The organism is Thalassospira sp. CH_XMU1448-2 (assembly GCF_037027285.1).
GTDB lineage: Bacteria > Pseudomonadota > Alphaproteobacteria > Rhodospirillales > Thalassospiraceae > Thalassospira > Thalassospira profundimaris_C.
On record NZ_JAYMEA010000001.1, the window covers coordinates 454,643 to 467,992 of the forward strand.

At 54.7% G+C, this 13,350-nt stretch carries 12 protein-coding genes; 9 read left to right on the forward strand and 3 right to left on the reverse strand.

All coding sequences use genetic code 11. The features are described 5' to 3' along the window. Positions 1 to 82 precede the first annotated feature (82 nt). The 9 genes from WA318_RS02160 (at position 83) to ptsN (ending at position 8,120) form a co-directional block, all read left to right on the forward strand. Positions 83 to 883: a hypothetical protein gene (locus tag WA318_RS02160; protein WP_336079787.1), complete on the forward strand. Its 801-nt coding sequence runs from the start codon at positions 83 to 85 to the stop codon at positions 881 to 883. A 113-nt stretch (positions 884 to 996) separates the two neighbouring features. Further along, a complete protein-coding gene (locus WA318_RS02165; protein ID WP_336079788.1) occupies positions 997 to 1,608 on the forward strand; it encodes a ribonuclease D in 612 nt (203 codons plus the stop codon). Between the two features lie 152 nt (positions 1,609 to 1,760). After that, positions 1,761 to 2,768 carry a KpsF/GutQ family sugar-phosphate isomerase gene (locus WA318_RS02170; protein WP_336079789.1) on the forward strand — a complete coding sequence of 336 codons (1,008 nt, stop codon included), beginning with the start codon at positions 1,761 to 1,763 and terminating at the stop codon, positions 2,766 to 2,768. Between the two features lie 3 nt (positions 2,769 to 2,771). Further along, complete coding sequence (gene lptC / locus WA318_RS02175; RefSeq protein WP_114096454.1) at positions 2,772 to 3,479, forward strand: LPS export ABC transporter periplasmic protein LptC; 708 nt, start codon at positions 2,772 to 2,774, stop codon at positions 3,477 to 3,479. Beyond that, a complete protein-coding gene (locus tag WA318_RS02180) occupies positions 3,476 to 4,354 on the forward strand; it encodes an LptA/OstA family protein (protein WP_336079791.1) in 879 nt (292 codons plus the stop codon). Before lptC ends, WA318_RS02180 begins: the two co-directional genes overlap by 4 nt. A gap of 15 nt (positions 4,355 to 4,369) precedes the next feature. Next, positions 4,370 to 5,209, forward strand: a complete 840-nt coding sequence (lptB, locus tag WA318_RS02185; RefSeq protein ID WP_114096456.1) for an LPS export ABC transporter ATP-binding protein — start codon at positions 4,370 to 4,372, stop codon at positions 5,207 to 5,209. 65 nt (positions 5,210 to 5,274) lie between these two features. Beyond that, positions 5,275 to 6,858 carry an RNA polymerase factor sigma-54 gene (rpoN, locus tag WA318_RS02190; RefSeq protein ID WP_336079794.1) on the forward strand — a complete coding sequence of 528 codons (1,584 nt, stop codon included), beginning with the start codon at positions 5,275 to 5,277 and terminating at the stop codon, positions 6,856 to 6,858. A 162-nt stretch (positions 6,859 to 7,020) separates the two neighbouring features. Next, positions 7,021 to 7,617 (forward strand): ribosome hibernation-promoting factor, HPF/YfiA family, encoded by a 597-nt coding sequence (gene hpf, locus WA318_RS02195; RefSeq protein ID WP_114096458.1) that lies wholly within the window; start codon positions 7,021 to 7,023, stop codon positions 7,615 to 7,617. A gap of 38 nt (positions 7,618 to 7,655) precedes the next feature. Then, positions 7,656 to 8,120, forward strand: coding sequence for a PTS IIA-like nitrogen regulatory protein PtsN (gene ptsN / locus WA318_RS02200; protein ID WP_114096459.1), 465 nt, complete (start codon positions 7,656 to 7,658; stop codon positions 8,118 to 8,120). 98 nt (positions 8,121 to 8,218) lie between these two features. On the opposite strand, the gene WA318_RS02205 is transcribed toward ptsN, so the two are convergent. The 3 genes from WA318_RS02205 to WA318_RS02215 form a co-directional block, all read right to left on the reverse strand. Further along, a complete protein-coding gene (locus WA318_RS02205; protein WP_336079797.1) occupies positions 8,219 to 9,790 on the reverse strand; it encodes an AmpG family muropeptide MFS transporter in 1,572 nt (523 codons plus the stop codon). Positions 9,791 to 9,967: 177 nt separating this feature from the next. Further along, positions 9,968 to 11,779 (reverse strand): translational GTPase TypA, encoded by a 1,812-nt coding sequence (gene typA, locus WA318_RS02210; protein ID WP_114096461.1) that lies wholly within the window; start codon positions 11,777 to 11,779, stop codon positions 9,968 to 9,970. Between the two features lie 450 nt (positions 11,780 to 12,229). Then, positions 12,230 to 13,219 (reverse strand): adenosine kinase, encoded by a 990-nt coding sequence (locus tag WA318_RS02215; protein WP_114096867.1) that lies wholly within the window; start codon positions 13,217 to 13,219, stop codon positions 12,230 to 12,232. Positions 13,220 to 13,350 lie beyond the last annotated feature (131 nt).

The window sequence follows — 13,350 nt, forward strand, 5'->3', positions numbered from 1 at the left end:
GTTTTGGGGCCTGTTTTTCATTGTCTCTTCAACTATTCTCGTCATCCTACATTCATCCCCTGCATTCAGAGGTTTTTTGCTAATGAATGAGATTGATGACGATCCAAAGTTCCCATTATCCCCGGCAAAAGAAGTGTGTACCGAGATTGCTTTTCGGTTCTTCGAGCGGCATTTCAAAATTTTCAATTTTCTATTCTTCGCTTCTAATCTCGCGCAGCATCAAGACGAAACTAGAAAGATCGCGATCGAAGCGCTTTCTAAGGTCGATCCAGAAAAATACAATTTGGAGGACGCAGCCAAGCGGAAAAGTGCTTTCAAGCAACTTCAGCAGTTTCGGGATTACCAAACCGAGAATATGTGCATTCGCCTATCGGATAATTTTTTATGCTATCTCTCGGAAATCATTCAGGCTTGTGCGCTTAAAAATCCAAATATTATTAAATCAAAAGAGAATATATCAGTAGAAGATGTTCTAAAATTTAAGAGAAACAAAGATATCGTTCGTTTTGTTGTTGATAGAAAAATAAATAGCCTGTCATACGGAGGTGTTGTCGAGATTGATGAATTTATTTCAAGTAGAATTGGTTATTCAATTTTGGATGATGAATCAAAGAGGAAAATCATTTCATACTCTATTTCTCTGAGGAATCTTTACTCACATAATAGAGGGGTAGTTGATAATATATTTAAAAGAAAAATGAAGGGTAATGATCTATTTAACGAATGTGATATTGGAGATGTATATGAGGTTGATTATGATGATTTAGTCGTGATGGCTAACAATTATTATAGAATATGCCAAGAATTGGATTTATTAATTTCTAACAAGTTTCATCTGCGCCGAAAGAAGTTTGCCACATGGAGTAGGGGTAATTCCTCATAGGCATCTATGTGGAATGTGTCGTCTTAGATCATTTAACTATCCAGACTTTTTGCGATGCCACATGCGGTTTGCTGTGTTAAGAACAGGCAAATTCTGACATTTGGAGAACCGCGATGACCAATTTCCTCCATCTCGGAGATCTGCCGGACGATCTTGACCTTGGCAAGGTTGTGGCAATCGACAGTGAGACCATGGGCCTGAACCCGCACCGCGACCGTTTGTGTGTCGTGCAGCTTTCAAGCGGGAATGGCGATGCCCATCTGGTCAAGTTCGATGGAGAAGATTACAGCGCGCCGAACCTCAAGAAACTGCTGGCCGATCCGTCGGTCCTGAAGCTGTTTCATTTCGGGCGTTTTGACATTGCGGTCATGGACAAATATCTCGGTGTGCGCTGTGCGCCGGTCTATTGCACCAAAATCGCCTCCAAGCTGATCCGTACCTATACCGACCGTCATGGTCTCAAGGACCTGTTGCGTGAACTGGTCGGGGTCGAGATTTCCAAGCAGCAGCAAAGCTCTGACTGGGGTGCGCCCGAGCTTTCCAAGGAACAGATCGATTACGCGGCATCCGATGTGCTGTATCTGCACAAGGCCAAGGAAGAGCTTGATCGTCGTCTGGCCCGCGAAGGCCGTACCGAACTTGCCCAGGCCTGTTTTGATTTCCTGCCGACCCGCGCGACGCTTGATCTGTCGGGCTGGGAAGAAACCGATATTTTTGCCCATTAGGCCGTGCGGTTAACCGCCTGTGAAGATTGGCGGTGTATGGGGGTTCAATAGAATTGACCCCCACACCCGGCAGGTTCATAGTTTTGGCGCATTGGTCTTGCAGAAAGGGCGATATGCCTTATCTCCGGGCAGGAAACGCAAACAAGAAACAGATGACAGTGACCCCGAACGCTCCCACCACCAAAAATACACCGGTTCCGGCTTCTGAGGCCGATCTTGCGATTGCGCGCCGGGTTCTTGATATCGAAGCATCCGCGCTGCGCGAACTGGCAGACTCGCTTGATGGCGATTTCTGCAAGGCGATCGACCTGATCGAAGGCCTTAAGGGCCGTCTGGTGATTACCGGCATGGGCAAAAGCGGTCATATTGCCAAAAAGATCGCGGCGACCTTTGCCTCGACCGGCACCCCGTCCTTCTTTGTCCATCCGGCCGAAGCCAGCCACGGTGATCTTGGCATGATCGGCAAGGATGACGCGGTTCTGGCACTGTCGAATTCCGGTGAAACCCCGGAACTGTCCGATATCATCGCCTTTACCCGCCGGTTTAACGTGCCGCTGATCGGCATGACCCGCAAACCGGAAAGCTCGCTTGCCAAGCAGTCGGACTGTCCGCTGGTGCTGCCGGCAAGCCCGGAAGCCTGCCCGAACAAGCAGGCCCCGACGACCTCGACCACAGCGATGCTGGCCCTTGCCGATGCGCTGGCGGTGACATTGATGGAACGTCGCGGTTTTAGTGCCGATGATTTCCGTACCTTCCATCCGGGCGGAAAGCTTGGTCAGCGGTTGTTGCATGTGCATGATGTCATGCATGGCGCAGACAGCCTGCCATTGATTGCGCGCGATGCCCTGATGTCCGAGGCACTGGTGACCATGACCGGTCATTCCTTTGGCTGTGTCGGTGTGCTGGGCGATGCCGGGGAGCTGATCGGGATTGTCACCGATGGCGATTTGCGTCGCCACATGGCCGATAATCTGGTGGCGATGAAGGTCGGTGACGTGATGACGGCCGGACCGAAAGTTACCCATGCCGATGCCCTGGCGGTTGAAGCCCTTGCGATCATGAATGATCGCAGCATCACCGCCCTTTTCGTGCTGGATGCGGCCGGCATTCCGGTCGGCCTTGTGCATATCCATGATCTTTTGCGTTCAGGGGTGGCATAGGCAATGAGCACTGAAGGCACACCAAAGGTCGCATCCCAAAGGGCCGAAGGCCTTTCGCGCGACCGGCTGCCTTCCGGTCGGCGCGAAGTCCGCATCAATCCGTTCCGACGGATGATCGTGACCATGCTGAAATTCGTTTTGCCGCTGATTGCCCTGACGCTGATGGCGCTGGTGGTGTTGTGGCCGCAGATCGAACAGGTTCAGGATAGCGGGTTCCGGCTTGGATTTTCGACATCGCCCGAAGACCTGATGGAAAATGTTGCCATGAGCAATCCGCGCTTCTTTGGTGTGGATGGCAAAAAGCAGCCCTTTACCGTGACGGCGCGCGAGGCGGTCGAATCCCCCGAAACCCGGGAACGCAACGAGCATGTCTATCTTGATGCGCCGCAAGCCGATATCACGCTTGAAGACGGATCCTGGATCGCGCTGACCGCCAATGAGGGATTCTATACCGAAGAAAACGGGATGCTCGACCTTGTTGGTACGGTCAATATGTATCACGATAACGGCTTTGAAATTCACACCGAAGAAGCTGAAATTGCTATGAATTCCGGCAGTGCAAGCGGTACGGTTCCGGTCGATGGCCAGGGACCGTTTGGCACGATCAAATCCGATTCCGGGTTCGAGCTGGAAAACAAGGGGGCGGTGATCCGCTTTTTGGGAAAATCCAAACTGGTGATTTTCGATAGCGCATTGAAAGGGAAGTCATGATCGCAATGGGGCTTCTGAGCCGAAAAACCGGAACGCTTGTTGCGGCAATGATGCTTGGCGGTGCGGTTCTTGGCCTGTCGGGCCTGTCAGATCGTGCGCAGGCCAACCCGCTCGGGCTGGCGCAAAATGGCGCTGGCGGTCTGGAGGTCGAGTCAGATAACGGCATTGAATGGCGTCGCGATGAACAGATCCTGATTGCGCGGGGCAATGCGGTTGCCAAACGCGGCACGTCGCGGGTTGATGCCGACGAACTTCAGGCGCTGTATCGTGATCGTGACGGCAATAGCGAGATTTACCGCATCATTGCGATTGGCAATGTGAAGCTGTCCTCCGATACCGATGTCGCAACCGGCGACAAGGCGGTCTATGACATTGACGAGGCGGTTGTGGTTCTGACCGGGGATAATCTGAAATATACCACGCCAAAGGAAACCCTGACCGCACGTGACAGCCTTGAATATTGGGAAACGGAACGGATTGCGGTGGCGCGTGGCAATGCGGTGGCAATATCCGAAGATCGTACCTTGCGCGGTGATACCCTGACCGCACGGTTTGATGTCGCCGAGGGGGGCGCAAATGAGTTGCGTCGCATCGATGGTCAAGGCAATGTGAATATTCGCACAGCCACCGACTTTGTTGTGGGCGATCAAGGCGTTTATGATGCGAAAACAGGTATCGCCACATTGATCGGATCGGTTAAGATCACGCGCGGAGAGAACCAGTTGAACGGGGACCGCGCCGTTGTCGATCTCAATACCGGCGTCAGTCGCCTGACAGCAGATGGCAATGGCAGTGGCAAGTCCCGTGTTCGGGGTCTTCTGGTTCCTGAAAAAGATGAAAATAAAAGCCCGGCCGATGCCGGGACCGGTAACTGAGGAAAGGTCGGGAATTTGTTCTGGTCGCGCAAGGGCGTAAAATCCGATGACGCAAAGACGCAAGGCGCGTCTGCCGGTGCGCAAGCATCCTCAGGGGCGGGGGCCGCAGGTGGTCCGCGTCTGATTACCGCAAACAAGGGCCTTGTGGCGCATAATCTTGGCAAAAGCTTCAAGAAGCGCCCGGTTCTCAAGGATGTATCGGTGTCTGTCCAGCGTGGCGAGGCGGTTGGTCTTCTGGGGCCGAACGGGGCGGGCAAGACGACCAGTTTCTATATTATTACCGGCCTGATTGCCTCTGATCGCGGGACGATTTCGCTTGATGGGCGCGATATCACAGCGATGCCGATGTATCAGCGCGCCCGTATGGGAATCGGCTATCTGCCGCAGGAAGCCTCGATTTTCCGGGGCATGACGGTTGAACAGAATATCATGGCGGTGCTTGAAGTAGTCGAAGATGACCGCATCAAGCGCGAACAGAATCTTGAAGACCTTCTGGCGGAATTTGCCATCGAGCATTTGCGTCGTACCCCGGCCCTTGCATTGTCGGGCGGGGAACGCCGCCGTTGCGAGATTGCACGCGCCCTTGCCGCCCATCCGAACTTTGTTCTTCTTGATGAACCGCTGGCCGGGATTGACCCGATTGCCGTGGGGGATATCCGTGATCTTGTTCGTCATCTGAAAGATCGTGGCATTGGGGTCTTGATTACTGACCACAATGTGCGCGAGACTCTCGACATTATCGACCGGGCATATATCTTGCATGATGGTCGGGTTTTGATGGAAGGTGGTCCTGATGAAATCGTCAGAAATGACGATGTTCGAAGGGTTTATCTGGGCGATCGGTTCAGCCTCTGATAAAGACACCGGACAAAGATAGTGGTCTTGGGGGGATGATCGGATTGACACGGGGTAATGTATAAATGGCCCTGAAGGCGCGGCTCGATTTACGTCAGTCCCAGTCTCTTGTCATGACGCCCCAGCTGCAGCAGGCGATCAAGCTGCTGCAGTTCAATAATATCGAGCTTTCCAATTTCATCGACAGTGAGCTTCTGGAAAACCCGCTGCTTGAGCGGGCTGATCCCGGCCAGACCTTTGCCGAAACCGGCGACGGGGCCGTTGGCAATGGTGATGACGGGATTGATAGCCGGTCGATTGACAATTTCGCCGACCGCGAAGACCGTCTTGGCACCGACCGCCTGACGGCCAGTGAAACCATGGGCAGCGAAGATGGTCCGCTGGATGTTTCAAGCGACGCGCTTTATGGCGGCGAAGGTGAAATCTCGCGCAATGGCGAACCGGTTGCGGGCAATCACGATTATGCCTCGCCCTATGGCAGCGGGACCGGCGGATCTGGCGGAATTGGTGGATCGGGCAGCAGCGATGATCTGCCGGGACTCGAACAGACACTTGCCGATGAAGCAACCTTGCGCCAGTCGCTTGATGATCAGCTCAACATCGCCTTTGCCGATGCCATGTCGCGCATGATCGGAAGCTATCTGATCGATATGCTGGATGAAAACGGCTATATCAGCGGCGATCTTGACGAGGTTTCCGAAGCCCTTGAATGCCCGATGGCAGAGGTCGAACGGGTTCTTGCCGTCATTCAGGGCTTTGACCCGGTCGGGATTTTTGCCCGTGATCTGGCGGAATGCCTGGCTTTGCAGCTGCGCGAGAAAAACCGGTATGACCCGGCGATGGCGGCCTTGCTGGCCAATCTTGATTTGCTGGCCAAGCGCGAATTTGACCGGTTGCGCCGCGTTTGCGGCGTCGATGCCGATGATCTTCATGACATGATTGCCGAAATCAGGACGCTTGATCCGCGTCCGGGTCGAACCGCGGATGGCGAGGCGGCAACGCCGGTGATCCCCGATGTTCTGATGCGATCAGCAGGCAACGGCAACTGGCATCTTGAGCTTAATTCCGAGGCCCTGCCGCGTGTTCTGGTCAATGAGGATTATGTCGCCCAGATCGGGTCGGGCCTGCGCGACCGCGAAGAACGCAGCTTCATGAGCGAAAAGCTGCAAACTGCAAACTGGCTGGTCAAGGCGCTGCATCAGCGTGCTACCACCATCATGAAGGTGGCGAGCGAAATCGTGCGCCAGCAGGACGGGTTCTTCAGCCACGGGGTATCGCATCTGCGTCCGCTGATCCTGCGCGATATCGCCGAAGCCATCGGAATGCATGAAAGTACGGTTTCGCGTGTCACGAATGGCAAATTCATGTCGACGCCGCGCGGCATGTTCGAGCTGAAATACTTCTTCACGACGGCAATTTCGTCTTCGGATGGCGGAGATGCCTATTCTTCCGAAGCTGTGAGACACCGGATCAAGTCATTGATTGATAATGAAGATCCGAAAAAGATTCTGTCTGATGACAAACTCGTTGAGCTGCTCGGGAAGGAAGGGATCGACATTGCCCGCCGAACAGTGGCAAAATACCGGGAGGCGATGCGCATTCCTTCGTCCGTCCAACGTCGTCGCGAAAAAAAATCACGTGCTTCCTAGCATCGTTTATACGAAAAAATGCACTGTAACGTACTGCAATCAAAGGAAACATACCCATATCTTGACTTGGCAATGACGAGGGAATATGGTGCGGCCTCCTGATTGAGGGGCGCCAAACATCCATATGTACTGGGAAGTCACTCAACTGGGGATAGGCGATCCATGCAAATTACGGTTATCGGTAAGCAACTTGACGTTGGTGATGCGCTTCGGCAGCACGTCGTCGAGACCTTGGACCCTGCGGTAGAGAAATATTTCGATCACGCGATCGAAGCCACGGTGACCATCACCAAACAGGCGCATCTCTACGTGGCGCAAATATCGGTCCATGTTGGCAAGGGCATGATGGTGCAGGCGAAGGCATCGGCGGATGAAGTTTATCCCGCCTTTGAATCGGCCTGCGACAGAGTGACCAAGCAGTTGCGGCGCTATAAACGGCGCCTGCGTGATCATCACGCAAGCCGGGACCATCACGAGCAGGCGCGTCTGGATGCGATTCACTATGTAATCGCGCAAGAAGATGACGATCATTCGGATGACGATCACGTAAACGGCTATGAACCGGTGATTGTTGCCGAGACACCGGATCGCATTGATACGCTCTCTGTTGGAGAAGCTGTCATGCGGCTCGACTTGGGGGACATTCCGGCACTGATGTTCCGGAATGGCAAACATGGCGGATTGAATGTTGTGTACCGTCGCTCTGATGGCAATATCGGTTGGCTAGACCCAAACGATAAAGATGCTGGTGGCGCGTGACGAACACAGATTCCGAGCCAAACAACGCAACGCGAAAAATGGACATATCATCTATTCTTACCCCGTCCGGGGTCATTCCGGCACTGCGGTCCGGTGCGAAAAAGGCTGTGCTTGAGGAACTTGCCGAGAAAGCAGCCGACGTTACCGGACGCGATGCAAGCGAGATTTTCTCTGTCCTGCTTGATCGTGAGAAACTTGGCAGCACTGGCGTAGGCGGTGGTGTCGCGATTCCGCATGGCAAGCTCAACGATCTTGACCGGCTCTACATGGTCTTTGCCCGTGCTCAGAACCCGATTGAGTTCGATGCAGTTGATGAACACCCGGTCGACCTGTTCTGCATGCTGATCGCACCAGAAGAAGCCGGTGCCGATCACCTGAAAGCGCTGGCACGGATTTCCCGTCTGCTGCGTAACCAGGGCATGTGCGACAAACTGCGCGGGGCTGGCTCAGCCGACGCGATCTACGCGCTCCTGACCCAGGACGAGGCCGAACAGGCCGCGTGAAAAGGTCAGTAAAAGGCGGGTAACCCCCGTAACGCAGACCAGATTTAAAAAAACCGGACGCTCATTGGGCGTCCGGTTTTGTTTTGGGCAATGTGTGATTACGCGTCGGCGTCTGAAGCCGGTTGGGCTGCGGGGTCCTTGACCTCGGTCATGCGTCCGGCCAGCACCACCAGCCACAATACCGGGATGCCGATGATCGCGGTTCCGACAAAGAACCAGCTATAGCCGACCGCATCGACCACCGTGCCCGAGAACCCGGCAAGGATTTTCGGAAACAGCGTCATGATCGAGCTGAAGATCGCATATTGCATGGCGGTAAAGGAAATGTTGGTCAGCCCCGACAGATAGGCGATGAAGGCCGCAGTCGCCAGACCACCCGAAAGGTTGTCAGCCATGATCACGACGACAAACATCGTGGTGTCCGGCCCGATATGGGCCATGAAGGCAAACAGGATATTGGTAATGGCTGACAGCAATGCGCCAAGAAACAGGATTTTCACCACGCCATAGCGCACCGACAGCACCCCGCCAAGGAAACTGCCGCCAATCGTCATGAACAGACCAAAGGTCTTTGAGACGGCGGCGATCTCTTCCTTGGAGAAGCCAAGATCGGTGTAAAACACATTGGCCATCACGCCCATAACGATATCGGCAATACGATAGACCCCGATCAGGGCAAGGATGATGATCGCGGTCTTGCCATAGCGGTCAATAAAGTCCTTTACCGGCGAGATATAGGTTTCCTGCACCATGCCGGTCGGGGTCAGGCCGACACGGGTGGTCAGCCAGGCGACAAGGATGGCAACCGCAATGGCAATGCCAAGTTTCAGTGTTCCGGCAATAAAGCCCGACAGCTCCCTGATCATGCCCGCGTCGCTCAGGGCAGTCTTGAGCGGATCGGTGATATCCCCGGCATAAAGATTGGCAAGGATGAAGGCGATGACGGTGACAGCAAACATCGCAAGGAAACGAAGATAGTCTGACGTTTCGTGGAAATACTTGCTGTCCGTTCGTGGGGCATCGGGTTCACGCACCAGAAGGGTGGTGATCACGCCCACACACATGGCAAGCGCCATACAGCCATAGGCCATGGTCCAGGCAAAGTGCTGATAGGTTCCTTCGGCCTCAAACAGACCGGCAATGGTCAGTGCGCCGGCACCGGCGACAATCATGCCGATGCGATAGCCCCCGATATAGGCCGAGCTCATCATCGCCTGAAGGTCGGTATCAGCGGCCTCGATGCGATAGGCATCAATAACGATATCCTGGGTTGCCGAGGCAAAGCCAAGGGCGACTGCCGCAAAGGCCATCATGGTCAGGTTTTCGGATGGATCAGTAAGCCCCATCCACAGAATGGCGGCAATGATGCAGCCCTGCGCAATGATCAGCCAGCTGCGCCGTCGGCCCAGAAGGCCATGCAAGACCGGAAAAGGCAGCCGGTCAATCAGCGGTGCCCAGACAAATTTGAAAGAATAGCCAAGGGCCGCCCAGCTGAAATAGGTCACGGTCGAACGATCCACACCCGCTTCACGCAGCCAGATCGACAGGGTCGAGAAGATCAGAAGAATGGGAATGCCAGCCGACAGCCCCAGAAACAGCATGGTGATGACACGTGGATGAATGAAGGCGCCAAAGGCCTCACCCCAGCTTCGTTTTTCTGTGCTGTGCATCGACTTCCCCCAACCTGAAACACGTGGTCACGAAGCTAGTGCAAACAGGTTAATGAATAGCCAACCCATCCAGCCGCTGTTTCATGGGGCAGTTTCGTGGGGCAAAGGTATTCGGTGCGCATGAAAAAAGGCCGATCCATCGAACCGGCCTTTTTGAATTTCATCGCAAAAGAAGGATCAGCCTTCTTTCTTGCGGCTTTCGCGCTTACGAACGTTCGGGTCAAGATGCAGTTTGCGGATACGCACGCTCTGCGGGGTGACTTCGACCAGTTCGTCGTCCTGAATATAGGACAGGGCTTCTTCAAGCGACATACGACGCGGCGGGGTCAGGGTCACAGCTTCGTCCTTGCCCGATGCACGGACGTTGGTCAGCTTCTTGCCCTTGAGCACGTTCACTTCAAGGTCGTTGTCACGGTTATGTTCACCGATGATCATGCCCTGATAGACGCGTTCGCCATGTTCGATGAACATGATGCCACGATCTTCAAGGTTAAACAGGGCATAGGCCACTGCATCACCCTGATCGTTGGAAATCAGCGCACCGTTACGACGGCCGGCAATCGCACCCTTGACCGGGCCATAGGAATGGAACACGCGGTTCATGACGCCGGTACCACGGGTATCGGTCAGGAATTCACCGTGATAGCCGATCAGGCCACGTGACGGCGCGATGAAGATGATACGGGTCTTGCCACCGCCCGACGAACGCATGTCGGTCATCTCGGCTTTGCGCAGGCTCATTTTCTCGACGACGACGCCGGAATATTCTTCGTCAACGTCAACCTGGACTTCTTCGAACGGCTCGGACATGACGCCGTCGATTTCCTTGAACAGAACGCGCGGACGCGAAATCGACAGCTCAAAGCCTTCACGACGCATGGTTTCAACCAGAACGCCGAGCTGAAGTTCACCACGACCGGCTACTTCAAACGCGTCCTTGTCGGCGGTTTCACCGATCTTGATCGCGATGTTGCCTTCGGCTTCACGTTCCAGACGCGCACGGATCATACGCGAGGTAACCTTGTCGCCTTCCTGACCGGCCAGCGGCGAGTTGTTGACCGAGAAGGTCATCGCCAGGGTCGGCGGATCAATCGGCTGGCTTTCAATCGCGGTGTTAACGTCGGTTGAACAGATGGTATCGGCAACGGTTGCTTCGGTCAGACCGGCAATCGCGATGATGTCACCGGCAACGGCTTCGTCCTGCGGGACACGTTCCAGACCGCGGAAGCCCATCAGTTTGGACAGACGGCCGGTTTCAACGGTGCCATCGCCGCGAAGAACCTTCACCGGCATGTTGAGTTTCGCACGGCCCTGATAGACACGACCGGTCAGAATACGACCAAGGAAGTTATCGGCATGCAGCATGGTTGCCAGCATGGCGAACGGTGCATTTTCATCGACGTCCGGTGCCGGAACATGGCTCAGAACCAGTTCCATCAGCGGGGTCAGGTTTTCTTTCGGGCCTTCCGGGCTTTCTGCTGCCCAGCCATCACGACCGGATGCGTAAAGAACCGGGAAGTCGAGCTGCGCGTCGGATGCTTCAAGCGATACGAACAGATCGAAAATCTCGTCGAGAACTTCTTCGGCGCGCTGATCCGGGCGGTCGATCTTGTTGATGACAACGATCGGGCGCAGACCAAGTTTCAGGGCCTTGCCCAGAACGAATTTGGTCTGCGGCATCGGACCTTCGGCAGAGTCAACCAGCAGAACCACGCCTTCGACCATGGAAAGGATACGCTCAACCTCGCCACCGAAATCGGCGTGGCCCGGGGTATCGACGATGTTCACGCGGGTATCGCCCCACTGAACGGCGGTCGGTTTTGCGACAATGGTAATGCCGCGTTCACGTTCCAGATCGTTGCTGTCCATGGCGCGTTCATCAACGCGCTGGTTGTCACGATAGACACCGGACTGACGGAACATGGAATCGACCAGCGTGGTTTTGCCGTGGTCAACGTGGGCGATGATGGCGATATTGCGCAAGCTCATGGGCGCGGACTCCAGAAATAAAAATGCCGCGCGCCGGGGGCTGCCCATGCGCATCGGTCTGTAAAACGTTTCAAGGCCAGTAGATATTCAGCAGCCATATGACCGATATCGTTCGATCAACAAGGTCATCACTTCCGCGCAATCCATTCAAGAACGCGGCACATGCTGAATGTTTACTGGTCCGGGCTTCATATATCTTGCCCGAAGGCCGCCTTGTCATAGCCAATGTAGAGGCGAATGACCAGCTTTGTGCGCGCCATGCGGGGTTGATTTTTCTGCAATGCGGGCTGTTTGCGCTAAAGTTTGTATAAAGTCAATGTTTGTGTTGCGCTGAAATGCCCGGAAATCTGCGCTTAACCCGTATCCTTGGGCATGAAAAACGGGACGGCAGTCGATTGTTGCCGTCCCGTTAAATCTTTGGACGTGACTGTTATCAGTCACGAAAACCGGTCAGATCGCCTTGGCAATCAGTTCCTTAAGATCGGCATCAGGGCGTGCGCCCATGTGCGAAATAACCTCGGATGCGCAGATCGCGCCAAGCTGACCGCAAACCGGAAGCTCATGCCCCTGGGTGTAGCCATACAGGAAGCCCGATGCGAACAGATCGCCAGCCCCGGTGGTATCAACCACTTTGGCAACCGGTTCGGCGCTGATTTCATAAAGTTCGTTTTCAGCGACGATTACCGCACCCTTTTCACTACGGGTCAAAGCCGCGACCTTGCAATGCTTGCGCACTTCGGCCAGCGCCTCTTCAAAGGTCTCGACCTCGTAAAGCGATTTGATTTCGTCTTCGTTGGCAAACAGGACGTCGATATGATTGTGGACCAGATCACGGAATGAGTCGCGATGACGGTCAACACAGAAGGAATCAGACAGGCTGATTGAAACCTGACGGCCGGCTTCGTGGGCGACTTTGGCCGCTTTGACAAAGGCTTCCTTGGCTTCGGGGCGATCCCAGAGATAGCCCTCCATATAGGTAACCTTGGCCGATTTGATCAGATCTTCGTCGATATCTTCCGGGCCAAGCTCGGTGCAGGCACCAAGGAAGGTGTTCATGGTGCGATGACCATCCGGGGTAACAAAGATCAGGCAACGCGCGGTCGGTGACCCTGCGGTTGCCGGGGCGGAATTGAACTGGACACCAATGGCGCGGATATCGTGGCGGAAAACCTGGCCGAGCTGATCATCGCGCACCTTGCCGATATAGGCACCCTTGCCACCAAGGGCGGCAATACCCGCCATGGTGTTGCCAGCCGAACCGCCAGACATTTCCATGCCCGGACCCATCTGGGCATAAAGGCTGTCGGCGGTTTCCGCATCGATCAGGGTCATGGCGTTTTTGACAAGGTTCAGGCGGGTCAGGTCTTCTTCCTTGCAATGGGCAAGGACATCAACAATGGCGTTGCCAATACCAACGACGTCGATTGTGGTGTCGTTCATGTAGTTCAATTCCTGCAATATGTTCGGTTTGAACGGCACCGCAAAGCCCGGTGAACCGCACTGACGCGCCAATCGGGCAGAATGCATGATCGGGCGTCGGAAAACTGACTGGCGCGGAGTATATGCATTGC

Coding starts and splice junctions, on each gene's coding strand:
- WA318_RS02165 (WP_336079788.1), top strand. CDS start 997: ATGACCAATTTCCTCCATCTCGGAGATCTGCCGGACGATCTTGACCTT.
- lptC (WP_114096454.1), top strand. CDS start 2,772: ATGAGCACTGAAGGCACACCAAAGGTCGCATCCCAAAGGGCCGAAGGC.
- WA318_RS02215 (WP_114096867.1), bottom strand. CDS start 13,219: ATGAACGACACCACAATCGACGTCGTTGGTATTGGCAACGCCATTGTT.
- typA (WP_114096461.1), bottom strand. CDS start 11,779: ATGAGCTTGCGCAATATCGCCATCATCGCCCACGTTGACCACGGCAAA.
- WA318_RS02170 (WP_336079789.1), top strand. CDS start 1,761: ATGACAGTGACCCCGAACGCTCCCACCACCAAAAATACACCGGTTCCG.
- WA318_RS02180 (WP_336079791.1), top strand. CDS start 3,476: ATGATCGCAATGGGGCTTCTGAGCCGAAAAACCGGAACGCTTGTTGCG.
- WA318_RS02160 (WP_336079787.1), top strand. CDS start 83: ATGAATGAGATTGATGACGATCCAAAGTTCCCATTATCCCCGGCAAAA.
- WA318_RS02205 (WP_336079797.1), bottom strand. CDS start 9,790: ATGCACAGCACAGAAAAACGAAGCTGGGGTGAGGCCTTTGGCGCCTTC.
- ptsN (WP_114096459.1), top strand. CDS start 7,656: ATGGACATATCATCTATTCTTACCCCGTCCGGGGTCATTCCGGCACTG.
- hpf (WP_114096458.1), top strand. CDS start 7,021: ATGCAAATTACGGTTATCGGTAAGCAACTTGACGTTGGTGATGCGCTT.
- rpoN (WP_336079794.1), top strand. CDS start 5,275: ATGGCCCTGAAGGCGCGGCTCGATTTACGTCAGTCCCAGTCTCTTGTC.